The sequence below is a fragment of the Cumulibacter manganitolerans genome (genome assembly GCF_009602465.1).
GTDB lineage: Bacteria > Actinomycetota > Actinomycetes > Mycobacteriales > Antricoccaceae > Cumulibacter > Cumulibacter manganitolerans.
Genome location: NZ_WBKP01000009.1, coordinates 23,591 through 45,337, shown reverse-complemented (window position 1 = coordinate 45,337; position 21,747 = coordinate 23,591). Strand labels below are relative to the sequence as shown.

Here is a 21,747-nt window from a genome sequence, read left to right as displayed (position 1 = left end):
CGCCGGCGGAGCCGCTCGATCGGCGCTGCGCGGGGGCGCCCTACCGTGGCAGGGTGAGGCGTATGGGCAACGAGCATTTCGACGAGCACGCCTCCACGTGGGACGACGATCCCGCGAAGGTCGAGCGAGCGGCCGCCGTGGCGACGGGCGTCGCTCGGGCGATCCCGGCGACGGCCGGTGCCCGGTTGCTCGAGTACGGCGCCGGCACCGGCCTGGTGTCGCAGGCGCTGGTCGACCGCTTCTCCGCGATCACCCTCGCCGACAGCTCGAGTGGCATGCGGGCGGTGATCGGGCAGAAGGTCGCCGCCGGTGCGCTTCCGGCCGGGACGCGCGTGTGGGACCTCGATCTCGAGCGGCAGCCCCCGCCGACGGAGCGCTTCGACGTGATCGTGTCCTCGATGGTGCTGCACCACGTCCACGACCTCGAGCGGGTGCTGGCAGGATTCGCCGCGCTGCTCGAGGACGGCGGCTACCTGGCCATCGCCGACCTGGACAAGGAGGACGGCTCGTTCCACGCGCACGTGCCCGGCTTCGACGGGCACTCCGGCTTCGATCGCGCCGACCTCGCGAGCCGCCTGGAGCGGGCCGGGTTCGGCGACGTGCGCGTCGAGGACTGCACGCGGATCGAGAAGTCCGGGGGCGGCTACCCCGTCTTCCTGGCGACCGCGCGGCGCAGCACACCGCCGCTTCCCGCGCCCGACGACCTCAAAGGCTGGCTGCTGCGCTACCTGCAGCAGGGCCGGGAGGCCATGCTGTGGAAGCTCGAGGGCCTCTCGGAGTACGACGTCCGCCGGCCGCTCACCCCGACCGGGACCAACCTGCTCGGACTGGTGAAGCATCTGGCCAGCATCGAGCTCGGGTATCTGGGGGACACCTTCGACCGCCCCAGCGGCATCCCGCTGCCCTGGTTCGAGGACGGCGCGGAGGACAACGCCGACATGTGGGCCACGCCCGAGGAGTCCCGCGCGGACATCGTCGGGCTGTACCGGCGCGCGTGGGCCCACGCCGACGCGACGGTCGCGGCGCTCGAGCTGGACGCCCGGGGCCGCGTCGCGCACTGGCCGGACGAGCGGGCCGAGGTGACGCTGGGTCGGATCCTGACCCACCTCGCCACCGAGACGCACCGGCACGCCGGCCACGCGGACGTCGTCCGCGAGCTCATCGACGGCGCCGCCGGCCTGCGCCCCGACGCCCTGAACACCCCGGACCTGGACGCCGACGCCTGGGCCGCGTACCGCGCGCGACTGGAGGCGGCAGCCCGCGCCGCCGACGTCCCGCCGATGTGATGTGGCGACTTCGGGCGACGTCGGCCGAAGTCGCAACAAGACAACGGGGATAACCGACGATCAGGCAGTGCCGACCAACATGAGGAGAACCGGATGACGCGTTTTGGATACACGCTGATGACCGAGCAGAGCGGCCCGAAGCAGCTGGTCGGCTATGCGCAGGGAGCCGAGCGGGCCGGTTTCGACTTCGAGGTCATGAGCGACCACTACTTCCCCTGGCTGGACGAGATGGGGCACGCGCCGTACGCGTGGAGCGTGCTCGGAGCGGTCGCGCACGCCACCGAGCGCGTCGACCTGATGACCTACGTGACCTGCCCGACGACGCGATACCACCCGGCAGTCGTCGCGCAGAAGGCCGCGACGACGCAGCTCCTCGCCGACGGACGGTTCACCCTCGGGCTCGGCAGCGGTGAGCGGCTCAACGAGCATGTCGTCGGCGAGGGCTGGCCCGGTGCGCAGGCGCGCCAGGAGATGCTGGCCGAGGCGATCGAGATCATCCGCGCCCTGCTCGGCGGACAGACGCTCACCCACGAGGGCGACTACTTCACCGTGGACACCGCGAAGCTGTGGGACGTGCCGGAGCAGGGGCTGGACATTGGCGTCGCGGTGAGTGGCGGGCAGGGCATCGAACGGTTCGCCCCGCTGGCCGACCACCTGATCGCCGTCCAGCCCGAGGTCGACCTGGTGCGGCAGTGGAACGCGGTGCCGGACGCGCCGCAGATCCCGAACGGCGCCCGAGCGATCGGCCAGATCCCGATCTCCTGGGGACCGTCGGAGGAGCAGGCGGTCAAGCGCGCCCACGAGCTGTTCCGGTGGTTCGGCGGCGGCTGGGCGGTGAACGCGGATCTGCCGATGCCGCAGGGATTCGCGGCCGCGAGCCAGTTCGTCCGCGAGGAGGACGTCGCCGAGTCGATCCCGTGCGGTCCGGACCTCGACAAGATCGCCGAGTCGGTGAAGGCGTACGTCGACGCGGGCTTCACCGACGTCGCGCTGGTGCAGGTCGGTGACGAGACCCAGGAGGCGTTCCTGCGCGAGGCGGCGCAGCCGCTGCTGGAGAAGCTCCGCGCCCTCTGACCCGCCTTCCCCTCTGATCCAGATGCCGCACCGACGCCGGATGCGGTGGGTTCTACCCCGCTATCGACGCGATAGCGGGGTAGGAGCCACCGCGTCACGCGTTACCGGGGTGCAACCCACCGCGTCGGGCGGGGGCGGCCGCCGTTCAACCACCGCGGGCGCGGTTGACAGTCAATGCTGACTGTGAAAATCTCCGGGCATGCCTGCTCCGGGAAGCCGCGCCGAGCAACGTGCCGCCACCCATGAGCGGCTGTTGTCCGCAGCGCTCGACGTGCTGCGCGCGAACGGCGTCGGCCAGCTCTCGACGCTCGCCGTCCAAAAGGCGGCAGGTGCGAGCCGCGGCGCGATGCTGCATCATTTCCCGACCCGCGGCGATCTGCTGCGTGAGGTGATCGGGCGCATCGTCGACGCGAACGAGGCCGCCGTCGAGGCGGCACTCGCGCGGACCGCAGACGGCGACGTCGTCGAGCGTGCGGTGCGCGCGCTGCTGACCGCGGCGCAGTCCGACTCGGCGATGGTCGAGATGGAGATGTGGCTCGCCGCCCGTACCAACCCCGAGCTGCGCGCGGACCTGGTCACCGCCGAGCGGGCGGCCGGCCGCGATCTCGAGCGGGTGCTCAGCCGCGCGTTCGGTCCCGACCTCGCGGCGCATCCGTCCTTTCCGCTGGTCAGCGCGATGACCCTCGCGCTCGTCCGCGGGCTGAGCATCGGCCAGGTGCTCCGCCGGTCCACCGCGAGCACGGACGCCGCGATTCGCCAGTGGTCCGCGCTCGCCCGCGACATGCTGCACACCACGACGCAGGGAGCGACACCTTGAGCGACTTCACCACCATCGACTACCAGAGCCGGGACCGGAAGGCGTACATCACGCTGAACCGGCCCGAGCGCAAGAACGCCATCAACGACGAGCTGCCCGGCGAGCTCGCGGCCGCCGTGGAGCGCGCCAACGAGGACGACGACGTGCGGGTGATCGTGCTGCAGGGCGCGGGGGACTCGTTCTGTGCCGGGTACGACCTCAAGCAGTTCGCCGAGCAGGACCAGAGCCAGGGCCGCTGGCGGCAGACCGACCCCTGGGACCCGATCCGCGACTACCGCGAGATGCGCCGCAACACCGACCAGTTCTTCAGCCTGTGGCGCTCGCTGAAGCCGACCATCGCCAAGGTGCACGGCTACGCGATCGCGGGCGGCAGCGACATCGCGCTGTGTGCCGACGTGCTGATCATGGCCGACGACGCCCGGATCGGCTATCCGCCGGCGCGGGTGTGGGGCTGTCCCACCACGGCGATGTGGGTGTACCGTCTGGGTGCGCAGCGCGCGAAGCGGATGCTGCTGACCGGCGACACCATCAGCGGCGCGCAGGCCGCCGAGTGGGGGCTCGCGCTCGAGTCGGTGCCGGCCGAGCGCCTTGACGAGGCCGTCGAGGCGCTGGCCGACCGGATGAGCGGCATGCCGACCAACCAGCTCGTGATGCAGAAGCTGATGATCAACCAGGCGTACGACAACATGGGGCTGAACAGCACCCAGACCATCGCCACGATCTTCGACGGGATCACCCGCAACTCGCCGGAAGGCAAGTGGTTCAAGGAGTTCGCCGAGCGCGACGGGTTCCATGCGGCGGTCGCATGGCGCGACTCCGGGCAGCTCATCCCGGACGGCGGCGGCGAGCTGCCTGCGCCGGAGCGCGCGCAGGAGGTCGCCGAGGCCCGCGGCTGGAAGGGCAAGCGATGACCGCGCTGGAGTCGTCCTACTGGCCGGCGGACGAGACGTATCCGGTGCTCGACCTGACCGCGGGCGACCTGCTGCGGCAGTGCGTCGCGGACAGCGGCGACGTGACCGCGCTGGTCGAGGTTGCGCTGCCGGGCAGCCCAGCGCTGACCGGCGCGAGCAGCATCGAGCGGCGCTGGACCTACCGCGAGCTGCTCGACGACGCCGTCCGCTGCGCCGGATACCTGGCGAGCAGGTTCCGCCCCGGTGAGCGGATCGTCGTCTGGGCGCCGAACGTGCCCGAGTGGGTGATCGCGCAGTACGGCGCGGCGCTCGCGGGGCTGGTGCTGGTGACGGCGAACCCGGCGATGCGGGCCGAGGAGCTGCGGTACGTGCTCGAGCAGTCGCAGTGCGCGGCACTGCTGTACGTCTCCACCTTCCGCGGCAGCGACATGGCGGCGATCGCCGAAGCGGCCGTCGATCCGCTGGAGCGCAAGCCGGTCCTGATCGGCATGGACGACTGGGCGGACGCCGTCCGGACCTGGCCCGCCGACGTGGACCTGCCGTCCGTCGCCGCAGGGGACGCCGCGCAGATCCAGTACACCTCCGGTACGACCGGCCGGCCCAAGGGCGCGCTGCTGCATCACCGAGGGCTGGTGACGAACGCCCAGTACATCGGCCTGCGCAGTGGCGCGGTGCGCGGCGGAGACGTCGTGTCGGCGATGCCGCTGTTCCACACCGCGGGCTGCGGCATGACCATCCTCGGGACGGCGCACCTGCGCGGCACCGTGCACCTGCTGCAGATGTTCGAGCCGGGCCTGATGCTCGACGTGATCGAGCGCGCGCCGCGGCCCCTGGTGTACGGCGTACCGACGATGTTCATCGCGATGCTCGACCATCCGACGATCGACCGGCGCGACCTCAGCCGGTGCATCGTGGCCGTCTCCGGCGGCTCGGCCGTGCCCGCGCCGGTCGCGCGTCGGATCGAGGACCGCTTCGGCGTCGTCCTGTCGACGGTCTACGGGCAGACCGAGCTCAGCCCGATCGTGACGCAGACCGGGCCGGACGACTCGGTCGAGGACCGGATCCACACCGCCGGACGACCGTTGTGGAACGTCGAGGTGAAGATCGCCGACCCCGCGTCCGGCCAAGCGCTCGACGTCGGCGGGCAGGGCGAGATCTGCGCCCGCGGCTACCAGCGGATGCTGGGCTACTACAACATGCCCGAGCGGACCGCCGAGACGATCGACGCCGACGGGTGGGTGCACACCGGTGATCTGGGGACCATGGACGCCCGCGGCTACCTCACCGTCACCGGCCGGCTGAAGGACATGATCATCCGCGGCGGGGAGAACATCTACCCGCGCGAGATCGAGGAGCTGCTGTTCGCGCACCCGGCGATCGCGCAGGTGTCGGTCGTCGGCGTACCGGACGAGCGCTGGGGCGAGACCGTGGCGGCCGTGGTCCAGCTGCGCGGCGGCGCGGCGGTCACCGCCGCCGAGCTGCACGCGTACTGCCGCGAGCACCTGGCGCCGCACAAGACGCCCACGGCCTGGTACGTCACCGACGCCTATCCCATGACCGGCTCGGGCAAGCTGCAGAAGTTCCGCCTCACCGAGCTGATCGAGGAAGGCGGGTACCGACCGCTGGGCTAGGTAGCCAGGGACCGCGGCGTCCGGCTGCCGAGGCAGAGCACGCCGGCGATGAGAGCCCAGGCCGCGAACACCAGCATCGCCACCGGAAGCCGGTCCACGGCCAGGGCGGACTGCCCGTTGGAGCCCACGATCAGCGTCGCCGTGGCGATACCCAGTGCGGTTCCGAGCCCGCGCGTCATGTTCAGCGTCCCGGAGGCCGCGCCGGCCTGCGCCCGCGGGGCCGAGGCCATGATCGACGCGTTGTTGGCCGGGGTGAAGAGCCCCGATCCGATGCCCAGGACGGCCAGCCCGCTGACGAGGCCCCACAGTGCGTCGCCCTCGAGCGCGATCAGGACGAGTCCCGCCGCGGCGACGAGCATGCCGGTGCCCGTGACGAGGCGCGGGCCGGCCCGATCGGACAGGTAGCCGGCGGCCGGCGCGACGAGCGCGAGAATGACCGGTAGCGAGGTGAGCACCAGTCCGGTGGTCACCGCCGACTGGGTGCGAGCCATCGCCATCGGGACGGCGAACAGCACGCCGAAGAGGACCGCGTAGGACAACAGGCCGCTGCCGATCCCCACGGCGAACGGACGCGAGGAGAACAGTGCGACATTGATGGCCGGGTCCGGGGTTCGTCTGCTGTGCCGGATCAGCAGGCCCGCGCACACCACGGAGACGAGTGCCGTCACGATGATCCACACTCGATCGATCCCGTGATCCGCGACCAACGACAACGCAAGCATCCCGAGCAGGATCGACGGGAGGAACAACGCGAGGCCGCGTCCGTCGAGCCGGCCAGGTGCCGTCAACGACGTGCTGCGCGGCAGCAGGTACCAGCCGGCGACGATGGCGACGAGGCCGACCGGGACGTTCACCGCGAAGATGAGCCGCCAGTCTCCTACGCCGACGAGCAGGCCGCCGACGGTCGGTCCGAGCGCCAGGCCGATCGCCTGGGCCGCTCCTTGGATGCCGATGGCCTTGGTGAGCAGCTCGCGCGGTACCGCGGTGGCGATGAGCGCGACGCTGTTGGCCTGGAGCATTGCCGCGCCGAGCGCTTGAAGGACTCGGAACGCGATGAGGACGTAGAGGCTGGGCGCCAGCGTGCACAGCAGGGACGCGATGGTGAAGACCGCGAACCCGTAGACGTAGACGGCCTTGCGCCCGAGCCAGTCGGAGAAGCGTCCGATCGGGGCGACCAGCGCGACCAGCGTGAGCAGGTAGCTCAGCGCAACCCATTGCACCGCGCTGACCGACTCCTGGAAGCCCTTCTGCATCGCAGGCAGCGCCAGCGAGACGATGCTGGCGTCCAGCTGGCCCATGAATGCGCCCGCACAGACCGTGGCCACCGCGATCCAATGGGCGCGCGGGGAAGCGCGGACCCACGCGGCGGCGGGCCGCTCGCGGAAGATCCTGGACAAGATCGGATGCCGAGCCTGCAGCAGCTGGTCGCGGTGCTCGTCGTCATCCGCGGCGACGTGGAGCCGCGGGCCAGATCGTGCGGGTCCCATGAGGCGTCACTCTACCGTTTTATATCTGTCACCGACAGATCTGCGCCGAGGCTATGATCGCTTCCATGCCACCCCCGCCGTCCGACGTCGCCACGCTCACCGAGGTCATCACCAGGCTGCGGAGGGCGCTCAGGCGCAGCATTCGGACGGAGTACTCGTGGGAGTCGCTGCCGATGGCGCAGGTGGAGCTCATGCAGCATCTCGACGAGCATCGCGCGACGCGCGTGGGCGACCTCGCCGACCTCATGCTGCTGGCGCCGAACACGGTGAGCAGCCTCGTCGAGCAGGCGGTGTCGGCCGGACGCGCCGAACGAACCAAGCATCCCGAGGACAAGCGGGTGGCTCTGGTGCAGCTCACCTCGCAGGGGCAGCAGCAGCTGCGGCAGTGGATGAGCGCTCACGAGCGGCGGCTCACCGACGCCCTCGAGCATCTGCCGAGCAAGGACCGCGCGGCGATCCTGCGCGCCGTCGGCCCGCTCGAGCGACTGGTTGCCGTGCTCAACGAGCGGTAGCGCCTATCGAGCCGAGTCGGCGTCAGTTCGTGGCGGGCAGGTCGCCGACGGCGAGGGCCTCGACCGGGTCCAGGAAGACCGACTCGATCGAGTCGGTGAGCGAGCCGTCCACCTCGGAGGCCGCGCGGGCGGCAACCCACTCGGGGTCGGCCCTGAAGTTGTCCCAGTTCGCGCGCGCGTCGCCCTCGTGCCAGATGAGGTAGACCAGCAGCGAGGGGTCGTCCTCGCGAACCCAGTAGCCGACGCTGTGGATGCCGTGTCGAGGGAAGATGCTCAACGTGTGGTCGAGGAAGCGGGTCTGCAGGGCCGCCATCTTGCCCTCGGCCGCACGGTAGGTGCGCAGTTCGAACTTCATTCGCGTCTCTTTTCGTCGCCGGCTCGGGCAGCCAGACTATCGCGCCGGTGACGCCCGACACGTTCGCTGTTCGCCCTCGGCGTACCGATCGGAGGCCCTGAGAGGAAGAAACCCGGGCTGAGGCGTCGTTTAATGGGATAACCGCTCCGGCGCCTGGTGCGCTGCTTCCTACGGGAGCGGCCTTGAAGGAGACTGACGCATGTTCGAACGCTTTACTGACCGGGCCCGCCGAGTCGTCGTACTCGCACAAGAAGAAGCCCGCATGCTCTCGCATAACTACATCGGCACCGAGCACATCCTGCTCGGCCTGATCCACGAGGGCGAGGGAGTGGCCGCGAAGGCCCTCGAGTCGCTGAACATCTCGCTCGAGGCCGTCCGTTCGCAGGTCGAGGAGATCATCGGCGAGGGGCAGCAGGCGCCGTCCGGGCACATCCCGTTCACCCCGCGCGCCAAGAAGGTCCTCGAGCTGTCGCTGCGCGAGGCGCTGCAGCTGGGCCACACCTACATCGGCACCGAGCACATCCTGCTCGGCCTGATCCGTGAGGGTGAGGGAGTCGCCGCGCAGGTCCTGGTCAAGCTGGGTGCCGAGCTCAACCGGGTCCGCACCCAGGTCATCCAGCTCCTGCAGGGCTACCAGGGCAAGGAGACCGCGACCGCCGGCGCTCCCGCCGAGGGGACGCCGTCCAGCAGCCTGGTGCTCGACCAGTTCGGCCGCAACCTCACCGCCTCCGCCCGCGAGGGCAAGCTCGACCCGGTCATCGGGCGCGAGAAGGAGATCGAGCGCGTGATGCAGGTGCTGAGCCGTCGCACCAAGAACAACCCGGTGCTGATCGGTGAGCCCGGCGTCGGCAAGACCGCCGTCGTCGAGGGCCTGGCCCAGGCGATCGTCAAGGGCGAGATCCCCGAGACGCTCAAGGACAAGCAGCTCTACACGCTCGACCTCGGCGCACTGGTCGCCGGCTCCCGCTACCGCGGTGACTTCGAGGAGCGCCTGAAGAAGGTGCTCAAGGAGATCCGCACCCGCGGCGACATCATCCTGTTCATCGACGAGATCCACACCCTCGTCGGCGCGGGTGCCGCGGAGGGCGCGATCGACGCGGCGAACATCCTCAAGCCGATGCTGGCCCGCGGCGAGCTGCAGACCATCGGCGCGACCACGCTCGACGAGTACCGCAAGCACCTCGAGAAGGACGCCGCGCTCGAGCGCCGGTTCCAGCCGATCCAGGTCGGCGAGCCGTCGCTGGCGCACACCATCGAGATCCTCAAGGGCCTGCGTGACCGCTACGAGGCGCACCACCGCATCTCGATCACCGACGACGCGCTGGTCGCCGCCGCGCAGCTGGCCGATCGCTACATCAGCGACCGGTTCCTGCCCGACAAGGCCATCGACCTCATCGACGAGGCCGGCGCCCGCATGCGCATCAAGCGGATGACGGCCCCGCCGGACCTGCGCGAGTACGACGACAAGATCGCGTCGGTGCGTCGTGAGAAGGAGTCGGCCATCGACTCGCAGGACTTCGAGCGTGCCGCGAAGCTGCGCGACGACGAGCGCAAGCTGCAGGAGAAGAAGTCCGCTCGTGAGGAGCAGTGGCGCCAGGGCGACCTGGACGTCATCAGCGAGGTCGGCGAGGAGCAGATCGCTGAAGTGCTGGCCAACTGGACCGGCATCCCGGTCTTCAAGCTCACCGAGGAGGAGACGACCCGCCTGCTGCGCATGGAGGACGAGCTCCACAAGACGATCATCGGCCAGGAAGAGGCCATCAAGTCGGTGTCGCAGGCGATCCGCCGTACCCGCGCCGGCCTGAAGGACCCCAAGCGGCCCGGTGGCTCGTTCATCTTCGCCGGCCCGTCCGGCGTCGGTAAGACCGAGACCGCGAAGGCGCTCGCGGAGTTCCTGTTCGGGGACGCCGACGCGCTCATCCAGATCGACATGTCGGAGTTCCACGACCGGTACACCGTCTCTCGGCTCGTCGGTGCCCCTCCCGGGTACGTCGGGTACGACGAGGGCGGACAGCTGACCGAGAAGGTGCGCCGCAAGCCGTTCTCCGTCGTGCTGTTCGACGAGATCGAGAAGGCGCACCCGGACGTGTTCAACACGCTCCTGCAGGTGCTCGAGGAAGGTCGCCTGACCGACGGCCAGGGCCGCATCGTGGACTTCAAGAACACGGTGCTCATCCTGACCACCAACCTCGGCACCAAGGACGTCGCGAAGGCGGTCGGCCTGGGCTTCCAGAGCGGCAACGACGACTCGTCGAACTACGACCGGATGAAGCTGAAGGTCAACGATGAGCTGAAGAAGAACTTCCGTCCGGAGTTCCTCAACCGCATCGACGACATCGTGGTCTTCCACCAGCTGACCCAGCAGCAGATCGTCGAGATGGTCGACTTCATGATCACCCGCGTCGGCGTCCAGCTGGCCGCGAAGGACATGACGATCGAGCTGACCGACGCCGCGAAGAACCTGCTGGCTCGCAAGGGCTTCGACCCGGTGATGGGCGCCCGCCCGCTGCGCCGGACGATCCAGCGCGAGATCGAGGACCAGCTGTCGGAGAAGATCCTGTACGGCGAGATCCCGAGCGGCTCGGTCATCAAGGTCGACGTCATCGACGCCGACGGGAAGACGCTCCCGACGGAGCAGATCCTCGCGGCCGAGAAGAACAAGCTGCCGGACTTCCACTTCTCCTTCCGCGCCGAGGCGCGCAAGGAACCGGTGGCGGTCACCGCCGACGAGATCGGCACCGGTATCGACCACGTGTCGGGCACCGGCGCCGTCCCCGAGGCGACGCCCGGTGCGCAGCCCGAGCACGGGACGCCGTCCGGCGACGCCGCGTCGGGAGGCGCGACCGCCTAGCGGCAGGCGCTCCGGCACCCACGTTCTGCGGTGGAGTGGAGCACGCTATCGACCCGATAGCGTGTCCCGCTCCACCGCAGATTCGTATGCCGGGGTCAATCCGGCGTGCCGCGGCTCTCGGCCACGGCGCGGCTGACGCGCACGGCCTCCGCGATGATCGCCTCGGCCTGCTTGGACCGGGCGCAGCCGATCACGGTCCGCGCGGCCTCGCCCATGATCGCGGTGAACACCGCCGCCACGAACCGGTCCTCGAGCGAGCCGGCGAGCCCCAGCAGCTTCAGGTTGTTCTCGATCCACGCCTGGCCCCGCTGCCGCCGGAGCACCTCGAAGCCGGGCGGCGCGTCGCCGGTCCAGAAGATCCGGGCGACCCGCCGGTCGCGCCATACCGCGCGCAGGTAGGCGGCGCCCCCGGCCTCGAACAGCGCGATCGGCGTGCTGACGCCGTCCTCCCGGGCCTTCGCGACCGCCTCCGCCGCGGACCGCTCGAGCCCCTGGGTGTGCTCGGCCCACAGCGCATGGAACAGCTCGGCCTTCCCGCCGAAGTGGTGGTAGATGCTCCCGACGCTCGAGCCGGCCCGCTCGATGACGTCGGCGATCGTCGCCGTCGTGTAGCCGCGCTCAGCGAACACGGCGACCGCCGCGTCGAGGATGTCGGCCTGCGTCTGGGCGGTCTTGCCCCAGCGACGGTGCTCGCTGCGCGCCACGGCTGCCTACGCGGGGTCGCTTCCGAAGCGGCTCACGCCGTGATCGAGGACGACGCGGCCGCCGGAGCCCGTCGTCTGGAAGGCGAATCCTCCGTCGCCGACGTCCCAGGCGTGCAGCGTCAGCGTGTCGCCGGGGATCACCGGCGAGCTGAACCGGGCGTTGAACTCGCGCATCTCCGCCGGTTCGCCGGCGCCCTCCAGGCCCAGCAGCAGCCGCGCGCTGATGCCGTAGGTGCACAGCCCGTGCAGGATCGGCTTGCCGAAGCCGCCCCGCGCGGCGAACTCGGGATCGGCGTGCAGCGGGTTGCGGTCGCCGTTGAGCCGGTACAGCAGCGCCTGTCCGGGCCACGTCGTCGTGGAGGCGGTGAAGTCCGGCTCGCGGTCAGGACGCTGCCAGTCCGACCTGGGGCCGGCCTCACCGCCGAACCCGCCCTCGCCGCGGATGAACACCGAGGACGTCGACGTGACGAGCGGCTCGCCGGTCCGCGCATCGACCGCCCGCGCCTCCGTCGTCACGATCGCGGCCTTGCCCTTGTCGTACATGCCGATGACCGTGGAGGTCACCTGTGCCTCTCCCGCGGCGGGGATGGGACGGTGGATCTGCAGGCCCTGCTCGGCGTGCACCAGCAGCGCCCGGTCGAAGTCGCCGAGGCTGCGCCCACGGCCGGCGCCCGAGGCCATGATCACGCCGTACGTCGGCACCACGACCTGCTCGACACCGGCGGTGTTCTCGCTCGTGTACCGCAGGTCGACCAGCTGGTCGTCGTGCCCGTATCCCAGCGAGAGCGCGTAGAGGAGGGTCTCGGTGTCGCTCCAGCGAGCGGTGACCGGCTCGCTCGGCGATCCGACGAGGTCATGGTCCAGGCTCACGCGCCGCTCCTTCGGGTTGGGCGCCGCTGCTGCCTTGACGCGTTGCGGGTATTGCACCACAGTGACCGAAAGAGTTCTAGAGCGTGATTCCAAAAGCAGCCGTCCTGGAGGTCGTGTGAAAGACCTGAGCAGCTTCTTCCGGCCGCGGTCGATCGCGCTCGTCGGCGCCACCGACAAGTCCGGATGGTCGATCGCCACCTACGCGAACATGGTCACCGGCGACTTCGACGGCGAGGTCCATCTGATCAATCCCAAGGGCACGCCCGCGCACGGCGTACCGACGCACCGCTCGCTCTCCGACGTTCCCGTCCCGGTCGACCTGGCGTATCTCATGACGCCCATCGACGCCGTGGTGCCGGTGATGCAGGAGGGCATGCACCGGGGGATCCGCAACTACGTCGTCCTCACCGCGGGGTACGGCGAGGTCGGGGCGGAGGGCGCGGCGCGCGAGCGAGAGCTCGCGGCGTTCGCCGAGGAGAACGACCTGCTCGTGCTCGGGCCGAACGGCAACGGCTTCATCAACGCCACCGAGTCCATCACGCCGTACGGCCTGCCCGTTCCGCGGCCGATGGTCTCCGGCGGAGTCGGGGTGGTGCTGCAGTCGGGAGCCCTCGCCAGCAGCGTGCTGGCCTTCGCGCACGCCCGCAGCATCGGGCTGAGCTTCCTGACCAGCATGGGCAACGAGACGGTCATCTCGGTGACCGACGTGATCGCCCACCTCGTGAACGATCCCGGCACGAAGTGCATCGCGCTGTTCCTGGAGAGCATCCGGCGCCCCGAGGAGTTCATCGCGGTTGCCCGGGCGGCCCGCGACGCCGGGAAGCCGATCGTCGCGCTGAAGATCGGCCGCAGCGCCAAGGCCTCGCACACCGCGCAGGCGCACACCGGAGCGCTCGTCGGGGACGACGCCGTCGTCGACGCGGTGTTCCGCCAGCTCGGGGTGCTGCGCGTGACCTCCGTGGAGGACCTGCTGACGACCGCGTCGCTGCTCTCGGAGATCGGGCCGCTGGCCGGACGCCGGCTCGGGGTCGTGACGCCGTCCGGCGGGGCCTCGGAGATCATCTGCGACCGCGCCGACGACGAAGGACTCGAGCTCGTCGACTTCGCGCCGGAGACGACCCGGCGGCTGGTCGAGATCCTGCCCGGCTTCGCGAGCGCGAACAACCCGCTGGACGTCACCGGCTACGTGCTGCTCGATCGCACTCTGCTGGGGCGCGCGCTGGACATCGTGGCGCAGGACCCCGGCATCGACGCGGTCATGCTGCTCACCGAGGTGCCGCGGACGCCGCCGCCGGATCTGGAGGCGGCGGTCGAGGTGTGGACGGCGAACGCCGAGCGCATCGCCCGCTCCCCACTGCCGGTCATCCCGGTCAGCAACTGCCTCACCGACATCACCGACATTGGCCGGCTGCTGCGCGAGCGGTCAGGGTTTCCGCTGGTCTTCGGCGGCATCGAGCACACCATGACCGCGGTCGGCAACGCCGCGCGCTACCACGCGCTGGTCGCGCACGTCGGCGAGCCGGGGCTGAGCGCCTTGCCGCACGTCCAGTGGCCCGCGGGTGCCCGGCAGGGGGTCTGGAGCGAGCTGCGCGCCGGCGAGCTGCTACGCCGCAACGGCATCCCCGTCGTCGCCACCCGGCTCGCCGGCTCCGCCGACGCGGCGGTCGCGGCGGCGTCCGAGATCGGCTACCCGGTGGTGCTGAAGGTGGCCGGCGACGGTATCGCGCACAAGAGCGACATCGGCGGTGTGCGGCTCGGGCTCGCCGACGCCGCGGCGGTCCAGACGGCGTTCACGGAGATCCTGCACGCGGTGCACAGCAGCGGGACCCCGGCCGACGCCGTCATCGTGCAGCCGATGAGCGCGCCGGGCCCGGAGCTGTTGGTGGGCGTCGTCCGCGACGCGCAGTGGGGGCTGACCCTGGCCGTCGCCCTCGGCGGCATCTGGGTGGAGCTGCTCGGTGAGAGCGTGCTGCGGGTGCTCCCGGTGAGCAGGCGGTCCATCAGGGACGCGCTCGGCGAGCTTCGCGGGATCGGGGTGCTCTCCGGTGCGCGCGGCGCGCACGAGGTAGACCTCGACGAGCTGACCGACGTGATCGCGCGGCTCGTGCAGCTGGCCCAGGCGCTCGGTGACGACCTCGAGTCCATCGAGGTCAACCCGCTCCGGGCGACCTCGCGGGGGGTCGAGGCGCTCGACGCGCTGGTTACGTGGCGGACGTCGCGGGAGTAGCGCAGCGCGCGGCGCGGGTCGCGAGGCGCTGGCCGCGCGCGCAGCTGAGGACGCCGAACAGCGACAGGGCCAGCAGGAACACCAGTGCGGCGTGGAAGCCGGGCGCGAGCTCGGCCGGGGTGACGCCCGCGACGCCGTCCGCGTCGGCCTGCATCACCACGCTGCGCTTCTCGCGGGGCAGCACGCCGGCGATGAGCGCGAGCGACACGGCGACGCTCAGCAGGTTCCCGACGTTCTGCAGCATCAGGCGGACGGCGTTGCCCACTCCGATGGCCTGCTCGGGGAGGGCGGTCAGCAGCGCGGTCGTGTTCGATCCCATGAACACGCCGGTGCCCGCTCCGGTGAGGGTCAGGCCGCCGAGCAGCAGGGCGTCGTGCTGCAGCAACGAGCTGGCCAGCACGATGCCGAGGCCGACCATGCCGATCAGGGAGCCGACGGTCGCCAGTAGGCGCGGGTCGTACCGCTTCGCGAACCGGCCGAGCAGCATCGCCGTGCTGATCATGCCCGCCGGGACGGGTAGCAGGTAGAGTCCCGCGACTGCGGCGCTGTGGCCCTGAACGGCCTGGAAGTACAGCCCCATCACGATCACGATGGGGAAGCGGGCGGCGCCGTTGAGGAATCCCGCCGTGTAGATCGACGCCACTCCGTTGCTGCGCAGCACCTCCGCGTTCAGGATCGGGTTGGTCGCCCGGCGCTCGATCGCGACCAGTGCCGGAACGAGGGCAACGCTCACAGCCAGCGTCCAGATGATCAGCGGATGCGTCCAGCCCAGGTCCGAGGCCCTCGAGATGCCGAAGGTGGCCAGGATGAGGATCGTCATGAGCACGCCGTTGCCGGCGCCGTCCAGGGACGCCCGCGTCTGCGCCGGCGGGCGTCCGGCGATCTGCCGGACGCCCCAGAGGAACGCCGGTACCGCGAGCGGCAGGCTGAACCAGAAGACCCACTGCCAGCCGCCGAGCTCGGCGATGAAGCCGCCGAGGGTCGGACCGATGAGCGCGGCCACCGAGAAGGAGGCCGTGTAGAAGCCCATGGCGTTGCTGAGCCGCGACGCCGGAAAGGCGTCGTGGATGAGGGTCGCGCCGTTGGCCAGCAGGGCTGCCGAGCCCACCGCCTGCAAGGCGCGCAGGGCGATCAGCGTCTCGATGTCGGGTGCCAGCCCGCACAGGAAGCCGGCGATGATGAACGTCCCGAGGCCCCAGAGGTAGACGCGCCGCTGGCCGAGGCTGTCCGCGAGCCTGCCGAACGGCACGAGCAGCGCGCAGTTGGTGACCATGTACGACAGCAGCAGCCAGCTGGCCGCGGTCGGGGAGGCGTCGAAGTGCCGCGTCAGGATCGGGAGCGCGATGTTGAGCGTGTTCATGTTCAGCGACATGAGGACGCTGACCAGGCAGACGGCGGACAGTGTCAGCCAGGACGAGCGGGGTGTGCTCGCGCCCGGCGACGTCATGCGAGCTCGTTCCTGTAAGCGAATGGGATTCTAGAACAGTTCTAGTCCTCGCTGCCGCGGTCGGCAAGCGCTCACCCGGGAAGCGCGTAGCGTCCGTCCTCGCGGCGCACGGCCAGGCCGTCGTCCAGCAGGCCCTGCAGCGCCCGTCCGCGTTGGGCCTCGTCGGACCAGACCACGTCGAGGGCCGCCTTCTCGACGGCGCAGTCGCTGGCTCGTAGGACGTCCATCAGCAGACCCCGCACCTGGCGATCGGTGCCGGCGAACCGCTGGATGCGCCGGGCGGGCCCGTCGTACGCCGGTCGGCCCGCGTGGACCCAGGCGCAGTCCTCGACCAAGGGGCAGTCGGCGCAGCGCGGATCCTTGGCGGTGCACACCAGTGCCCCGAGCTCCATCAGCGCGATGGAGGCGCGCGCCGCGGACGTCGCATCCGTCGGCAGCATGGCCTCGACGAGCGCGAAGTCCGCCTTCGTCGTCGACCGGCCGGCGTCCGCCGCGCCGAGCACCGAGCGGTGCACCACCCGGCGCACATTGGTGTCGACCACGGCGACCCGACGTCCGAATGCGAAGGCCGCGACCGCGGCCGCGGTGTAGTCACCGACGCCCGGCAACGCCTTCAGCGCGGTCAGGTCCTCCGGGACCACCCCTCTGTGCCGCCCGGTGATCTCGACCGCCGCCGCGTGCAGACGCAGCGCCCGTCGCGGATACCCCAGCTTTCCCCACATCCGCACGGCGTCACCGGTGGTCGCGGACGCGAGCGACGACGGCTCGGGCCACCGCTCGAGCCACGCCTCGAAGACCGGGAGCACGCGCGCGACAGGTGTCTGCTGCAGCATGAACTCGCTGACCATCACCGCCCACGGGCTCACGTGCGCGCCGCGCCACGGGAGGTCGCGGGCGTGGTCGCCGTACCACCGGCTCACCGCGTCGATGATGGCGTCGTACTCGACAGACATGACGTCCATCGTGCCAAAGCGGCACCTTGGCCGTTGCCTCGGCGTTTTGCCTCGGCTTCACATCGGGGCGCACCTAGATTGAGACCGTGCTCAATCCGGTCGGACCCCTGGCGCCGGCGGTCTACTGGCGCCGCCGGCTGGCAGCGGTGGCGGTCCTGGTCGCCGCGGTCGCTCTCGTGGTGACGCTGGTCCTCGCCGTATTCGACGGCGGCGACGGCGGCTCGGCGGCGGGCGAGACCCCGTCGACCGCTACCAGCCCCGCGACGTCGTCCGCCGCGCCGCTCACGTCCTCGGCACCGGCCACCGCGTCGTCCGCGCCAGTGGTCACCTCGCCGGCGACGGGGACGAGCCCGACGCCGCCGGCCGCCCCCGCCGCCTGCCAGGACGCGCAGCTGCAGGTCGTCGCCTCGGCGACCAACAACGTCTTCGCCGTCGGCGACAAGCCGAAGCTCTCGCTCAGCGTGGTCAACGCCGGCGGCGAGCCGTGCGTCCGTGACCTCGACGCGGCGACGCAGGAGATCCTGATCTTCGACGCCGACGGGACCCGTCGGTGGTCGAGCAACGACTGCTATCCGGGGACCTCTGTCGACACCCGCGTGCTGGCGCCCGGGGAGAAGGTCGAGTTCTCGCTGTTGTGGTCCGGCAAGGTATCGGAGCCGGGCTGCGCGGGCCCGCGGCCGTTGCTGGGGGCGGGCGACTACTGGCTCGAGGCGCACCAGGGCGCCGTCGTCAGCGGCCGCACCCCGTTCAGCCTCTACTGACCGCGAGACGCCCGAGTCCCTTTTCCGGCTAGGCTCCCGCGGTCTGCTTGGACGGAGCGTGCTTCACGTCGTCGTCGGTCATCTCGCGCGTGTAGCAGGCGAACTCGAGCAGAATGCCGTCGGGATCCATGAAGTACAGCGAGCGGACGAACACGCCGGGGTGCATCTCCTGCGCGACGGTGGACTCGCTGTCGTCGTGGTTGAGGATGACGCCCGTGTTGACGCCGGCCTCGATGAGCTTGTCGCGGTACTCCTCGAACTTGTCGAGCGGGATCGTGAACGCGACGTGGTTCATCGAACCGACGGCGCTGGTGAGGTCGCCGGTGCCCGGCATGCCTGCGGCGGCCGCGACACCCGGCGCCGGAGCAGGCGCATCGGGGAACCAGAAGAACGCGAGATGGTTCCCGCCGCCGATGTCGAAGAAGAAGTGCTGCCCGCGGCCGCCCGGAAGCTGGACGGTCTTGATCAGCGGGAAGCCGAGCACGTCCTCGTAGAACTCGACGGTCTTCTCCATGTTGGAGCAGACGAGGGCGAGGTGGTTGATGCCGGTTACTTCGAACGGTCGATCGGGGTTCGTGGCCATGGCGGTCTCCTCCAGGTGACGTGGACGCGGATACGTCGAGCGCAACGCTCAAGATGCCCTCACTGTTGCACACGTCACCGGTGGGTGCAATGAATTGTGTACATCAACAGATGATCTGGCCGCTGTCCAGCGAACACACTAGGAATTTCTTGCGTAATTGTGTACAACCTACGTACGCCGTTGGACGCGCCAACGGCCCGGAGCTGCAGATTGGACCGTCATGAAGTCGAGGATCGGAGCCGGGGTCGCCGGGCTCTCGCTGGCCCTGCTGATATCGGCGTGCGGCAATGCGCCGATCCCGCGAGAGGACACTGCGACCGGCTCCCTGCCCACCGCTTTCAAGCTCGAGCAGGGCTTCGACAAGAACGCGCACTTCCGGTGGGCGACGATCGCCTTCCCAGCGAGCTGGGACCCGGTCAAGAGCCTCAGCGGTGGCGACCTGCCGGTATTCCGCCCGGTGTATGACCGGCTGTTCGATCTGGACCAGAAGGCGCAGCTGCAGCCGATGCTGGCCACGGACTGGACGGTCGCCGACGACAACCTGTCCGTCACGCTGAGCCTGCGCGAGGGACTGACCTTCGCCGACGGCACGCCGTTCGACGCGGAGGCGGTGAAGTTCAACCTCGAACGCAACGCCGCCAAGGGCAGCCTGCTGGCGGCCGAGTCGGCGGCGTTCGCGTCTGCCGAGGTGATCGATTCGAAGACCATCAAGATCAACGTCTCCGGCGGACTCGGCGCGTACCTGACCGCCCTCGGCGTGCGCTCCGGAATCATCGTCTCGCCCACCGCGGCCCAGTCGGGAGCGCTCGATCAAGGACCGGTCGGTATCGGTTCATACACGTTGACCGAGTTCGTGCCCGGCGAACGCGCCGAGTTCGCGAAGTCTGTTGGCTACTGGGACTCCGGTGCGCAGAACGTCGCCACGATGACCTATCGCGTGATGATCGACGACCAGACTCGGTACAACGCGTTGCAGAGCGGCGAGCTGGACGGCATCTACCTGCAGCCGGGCCAGGTGGACCAAGCCGTCGCGAAGGGTTACAAGGTCGTCGCCAGCGAGGCGAACAACTTCCTCTACCTGGCGGTGAACGCGGCGAAGGCCCCGTTCGACGACGAGAAGGCCCGGCTGGCGATCCAGTACGCCCTGGACCGCGAGAAGATCTCCCAGGGCTTGTTCGACGGCCACTGTACGCCCAGCATCCAGGCCGTTCCGCGGACCTCTGTCGGCTACAGCGATAAGGTAGGCGACGGCCTGCAGACCTACCCACACGACCCGAAGAAGGCAAAGGCGCTGCTGGCCGAGGCCGGCGCGACCGCCGGGGTCGAGATCTCGTTGCTCGCACCGAACATCACCATGTTCACCCAGCTGGCCGAGGTCGTGCAGGCGCAGCTCGCCGAGGTCGGGATCGCAGCGAGCGTGAAACCGGTTCCCTCTGCACAGCTGCGCCAGGAGTTCGCCGTAGACCAGACCGTCGAGGCGGCGGCGCTGCCGTACGTCGGCACCCCCGATCCGAACGGCGCCATGGCCTACTTCATGCCGGGCCATCCCTTCAACATCGGGCAGGCGGCCTCCCAGGAGACCATCGATCTGGCGAAGCAGGCGGCCGGCCCGGTCGACCCCGCTGAGCGGAAGCCGTTGTACGAGAAGGTCGCCCAGAGCATGCTCGACCACCAGACCCAGATCGTTCCGATCTGCCTGCTGCACCTGGCGTCGGCGTACGGCACGAACGTGTCGAACGTCGAGCAACCGTCCTACGACGCGCCGACTCAGCGCGGCGTCGCGATCAAGGACTAGCGCGGGTGGCGTACACACTCGACACGGCGCTGCTACTTCTTCGAGTGGTCCTCGGCCTGCTCATGGCGGGCCATGCGATGCAGAAGCTCACCGGAGCGTTCAGCGGTGAGGGCTTCGACAGGACGGTCGCGATCTTCGATCGCGTCGGATTCCGGCCGGCCCGCACCAATGTCGCCGTCGCCATCGCTCTCGAGCTCGTTGCTGGGGCGCTGCTCGTGCTCGGCCTGATCACACCGTTCGCGGCGGCTGCGCTCGCGGGCACGCTGGTGGTTGCCGCGTCGGTGCACTGGAAGAACGGTCTGTGGGGCTCGAAGAACGGTATCGAGCTGCCCGCACTGCTGGCGGCCGTCGCCGCCTGCGTGGCTCTCGCAGGACCCGGCCGGTTCGCGCTCGACCAGCTGATCGGCCTGGACCCGGCGGCGTGGCTCCGCTGGGCTGCCACAATCGCCGGACCAGTGGCAGGGCTCGCCTTCATCGCCGCAAAGCCACTCATGGCGAGGATCGGGAGCGATACCGTTCTTGCGTCCGATCCTCCCGCGACACCACGGAGCTCCGATGTCTGACTTCCTCAATCGCCGGCCGCCCAGCCGCGCGGACTTCCGTGCGCAGGTGCAGGGCGGCACCGTCATCCTCCCCGGGGCGTACGACGCGATGAGCGCGCGCCTCGTCGAGGAGGCCGGCTTCGACGGCTGCTACGTATCGGGGTTCGGTGTCTCGGCCAGCCTGCTCGGGAGACCGGACGTGGGTCTGGTGACCGGCACCGAGATGCTCGATGCTGTGCGTCGGATCTGCCAGGCGACGTCCCAGCCGGTGATCGCGGACGCCGACACCGGGTTCGGCAACGAGATCAATGTCGTCCGCACGGTCAAGGACTACGAGCAGGCGGGCGTCGCCGGCATCCAGCTCGAGGACCAGGTGTATCCGAAGCGCTGCGGCCACATGGCCGGCAAGGCGGTCATCGACCGGAGCGACGCGGTCGCCAAGATCCGCGCCGCCGCCGCCGCGCGTACCGATCCCGACCTGCTCGTCGTCGCGCGCACCGACGCCTTGGCGGTGAACGGGGTCGACGATGCCATCGACCGCGCCAAGGCCTTCGCGGACGCCGGCGCCGATGTGCTGTTCGTCGAGGCGCCCCGTACCGAGGCCGACATCGAGCTCGTCGCGACCCGCCTCGCCGGCTACCCGCTGCTGTTCAACTGGGTCGAGGGCGGCCAGACCGAGGTGCTGAGCGTCGACCTCGTACGGCGGCTCGGCTACAACGTCGTCATCTTCCCGATCAGCACGCTGCTGACTGCCATGCACGGCGTGCGCTCGATGCTCGCCGGGCTACGCGCGACCCGGTCGACGGCCGGTTCCGCGAGCGTCATGGCGACCTTCGACGGCGTCACCGAGCTTCTCGGGCTCGACCGGATGAGAGATCTCGAGACCGAATTCCGAACCCCGTAACCACACCGACAAGCCCGCAACGAGAGAAGAGGCCACG

General features: G+C 70.1%; 19 protein-coding genes. 12 read left to right on the top strand and 7 right to left on the bottom strand.

Annotated features, from left to right (window positions below; all coding sequences use genetic code 11):
- Window positions 1–62 precede the first annotated feature (62 nt).
- From F8A92_RS18930 to F8A92_RS05310, 5 genes are all read left to right on the top strand, one after another.
- The gene (locus tag F8A92_RS18930) at window positions 63–1,286 is read left to right on the top strand and encodes a mycothiol transferase (RefSeq protein ID WP_228389225.1); all 1,224 of its coding nucleotides are present in this window, start codon (window positions 63–65) and stop codon (window positions 1,284–1,286) included.
- A gap of 93 nt (window positions 1,287–1,379) precedes the next feature.
- On the top strand, window positions 1,380–2,360 hold the full coding sequence (locus F8A92_RS05325; RefSeq protein WP_153504066.1) for a TIGR03557 family F420-dependent LLM class oxidoreductase: 981 nt from the start codon (window positions 1,380–1,382) through the stop codon (window positions 2,358–2,360).
- 199 nt (window positions 2,361–2,559) lie between these two features.
- The gene (locus F8A92_RS05320; RefSeq protein ID WP_153504064.1) at window positions 2,560–3,177 is read left to right on the top strand and encodes a TetR/AcrR family transcriptional regulator; all 618 of its coding nucleotides are present in this window, start codon (window positions 2,560–2,562) and stop codon (window positions 3,175–3,177) included.
- Complete coding sequence (locus F8A92_RS05315; protein WP_153504062.1) at window positions 3,174–4,088, top strand: crotonase/enoyl-CoA hydratase family protein; 915 nt, start codon at window positions 3,174–3,176, stop codon at window positions 4,086–4,088. Before F8A92_RS05320 ends, F8A92_RS05315 begins: the two co-directional genes overlap by 4 nt.
- Complete coding sequence (locus F8A92_RS05310; RefSeq protein ID WP_153504060.1) at window positions 4,085–5,719, top strand: AMP-binding protein; 1,635 nt, start codon at window positions 4,085–4,087, stop codon at window positions 5,717–5,719. Before F8A92_RS05315 ends, F8A92_RS05310 begins: the two co-directional genes overlap by 4 nt.
- Here F8A92_RS05310 and F8A92_RS05305 read toward each other — a convergent pair.
- On the bottom strand, window positions 5,716–7,206 hold the full coding sequence (locus F8A92_RS05305; RefSeq protein WP_153504058.1) for an MFS transporter: 1,491 nt from the start codon (window positions 7,204–7,206) through the stop codon (window positions 5,716–5,718). The two genes, F8A92_RS05310 and F8A92_RS05305, sit on opposite strands and share 4 nt — an antisense overlap.
- Window positions 7,207–7,271: 65 nt before the next feature.
- Here F8A92_RS05305 and F8A92_RS05300 point away from each other — a divergent pair, with 65 nt between their 5' ends.
- Window positions 7,272–7,718, top strand: coding sequence for a MarR family winged helix-turn-helix transcriptional regulator (locus F8A92_RS05300; protein WP_228389223.1), 447 nt, complete (start codon window positions 7,272–7,274; stop codon window positions 7,716–7,718).
- A gap of 22 nt (window positions 7,719–7,740) precedes the next feature.
- Here the strand turns inward: F8A92_RS05300 and F8A92_RS05295 are convergent, their stop codons facing one another.
- Window positions 7,741–8,073 (bottom strand): NIPSNAP family protein, encoded by a 333-nt coding sequence (locus tag F8A92_RS05295; protein WP_153504054.1) that lies wholly within the window; start codon window positions 8,071–8,073, stop codon window positions 7,741–7,743.
- 199 nt (window positions 8,074–8,272) lie between these two features.
- Here F8A92_RS05295 and F8A92_RS05290 point away from each other — a divergent pair, with 199 nt between their 5' ends.
- Window positions 8,273–10,924, top strand: a complete 2,652-nt coding sequence (locus tag F8A92_RS05290) for an ATP-dependent Clp protease ATP-binding subunit (RefSeq protein WP_153504052.1) — start codon at window positions 8,273–8,275, stop codon at window positions 10,922–10,924.
- Window positions 10,925–11,019: 95 nt separating this feature from the next.
- Here the strand turns inward: F8A92_RS05290 and F8A92_RS05285 are convergent, their stop codons facing one another.
- A complete protein-coding gene (locus tag F8A92_RS05285) occupies window positions 11,020–11,628 on the bottom strand; it encodes a TetR/AcrR family transcriptional regulator (protein WP_153504050.1) in 609 nt (202 codons plus the stop codon).
- A gap of 6 nt (window positions 11,629–11,634) precedes the next feature.
- Window positions 11,635–12,498 (bottom strand): MaoC family dehydratase, encoded by an 864-nt coding sequence (locus F8A92_RS05280; protein ID WP_194291368.1) that lies wholly within the window; start codon window positions 12,496–12,498, stop codon window positions 11,635–11,637.
- A 115-nt stretch (window positions 12,499–12,613) separates the two neighbouring features.
- Here F8A92_RS05280 and F8A92_RS05275 point away from each other — a divergent pair, with 115 nt between their 5' ends.
- Window positions 12,614–14,725 (top strand): acetate--CoA ligase family protein, encoded by a 2,112-nt coding sequence (locus F8A92_RS05275; protein WP_153504046.1) that lies wholly within the window; start codon window positions 12,614–12,616, stop codon window positions 14,723–14,725.
- Here the strand turns inward: F8A92_RS05275 and F8A92_RS05270 are convergent.
- Complete coding sequence (locus F8A92_RS05270) at window positions 14,700–16,172, bottom strand: MFS transporter (RefSeq protein ID WP_153504044.1); 1,473 nt, start codon at window positions 16,170–16,172, stop codon at window positions 14,700–14,702. The genes F8A92_RS05275 and F8A92_RS05270 overlap by 26 nt on opposite strands.
- A gap of 71 nt (window positions 16,173–16,243) precedes the next feature.
- Window positions 16,244–17,125, bottom strand: a complete 882-nt coding sequence (locus tag F8A92_RS05265) for an HhH-GPD family protein (protein ID WP_153504042.1) — start codon at window positions 17,123–17,125, stop codon at window positions 16,244–16,246.
- Between the two features lie 86 nt (window positions 17,126–17,211).
- On the opposite strand from F8A92_RS05265, the gene F8A92_RS05260 reads away from it, so the two are divergent.
- On the top strand, window positions 17,212–17,886 hold the full coding sequence (locus F8A92_RS05260) for a MucR family transcriptional regulator (RefSeq protein WP_153504040.1): 675 nt from the start codon (window positions 17,212–17,214) through the stop codon (window positions 17,884–17,886).
- 28 nt (window positions 17,887–17,914) lie between these two features.
- On the opposite strand, the gene F8A92_RS05255 is transcribed toward F8A92_RS05260, so the two are convergent.
- Window positions 17,915–18,469, bottom strand: a complete 555-nt coding sequence (locus F8A92_RS05255) for a VOC family protein (protein ID WP_153504038.1) — start codon at window positions 18,467–18,469, stop codon at window positions 17,915–17,917.
- Between the two features lie 220 nt (window positions 18,470–18,689).
- On the opposite strand from F8A92_RS05255, the gene F8A92_RS05250 reads away from it, so the two are divergent.
- From F8A92_RS05250 to F8A92_RS05240, 3 genes are read left to right on the top strand one after another with little or no spacing between them, the layout of a single operon-like run.
- Complete coding sequence (locus tag F8A92_RS05250; RefSeq protein ID WP_153504036.1) at window positions 18,690–20,264, top strand: ABC transporter substrate-binding protein; 1,575 nt, start codon at window positions 18,690–18,692, stop codon at window positions 20,262–20,264.
- Window positions 20,265–20,269: 5 nt separating this feature from the next.
- Window positions 20,270–20,827 (top strand): DoxX family protein, encoded by a 558-nt coding sequence (locus F8A92_RS05245; RefSeq protein WP_153504034.1) that lies wholly within the window; start codon window positions 20,270–20,272, stop codon window positions 20,825–20,827.
- Complete coding sequence (locus tag F8A92_RS05240; protein WP_153504032.1) at window positions 20,820–21,710, top strand: isocitrate lyase/PEP mutase family protein; 891 nt, start codon at window positions 20,820–20,822, stop codon at window positions 21,708–21,710. The genes F8A92_RS05245 and F8A92_RS05240 overlap by 8 nt, the downstream gene beginning before the upstream one ends.
- The last annotated feature ends 37 nt before the right edge of the window (window positions 21,711–21,747 follow it).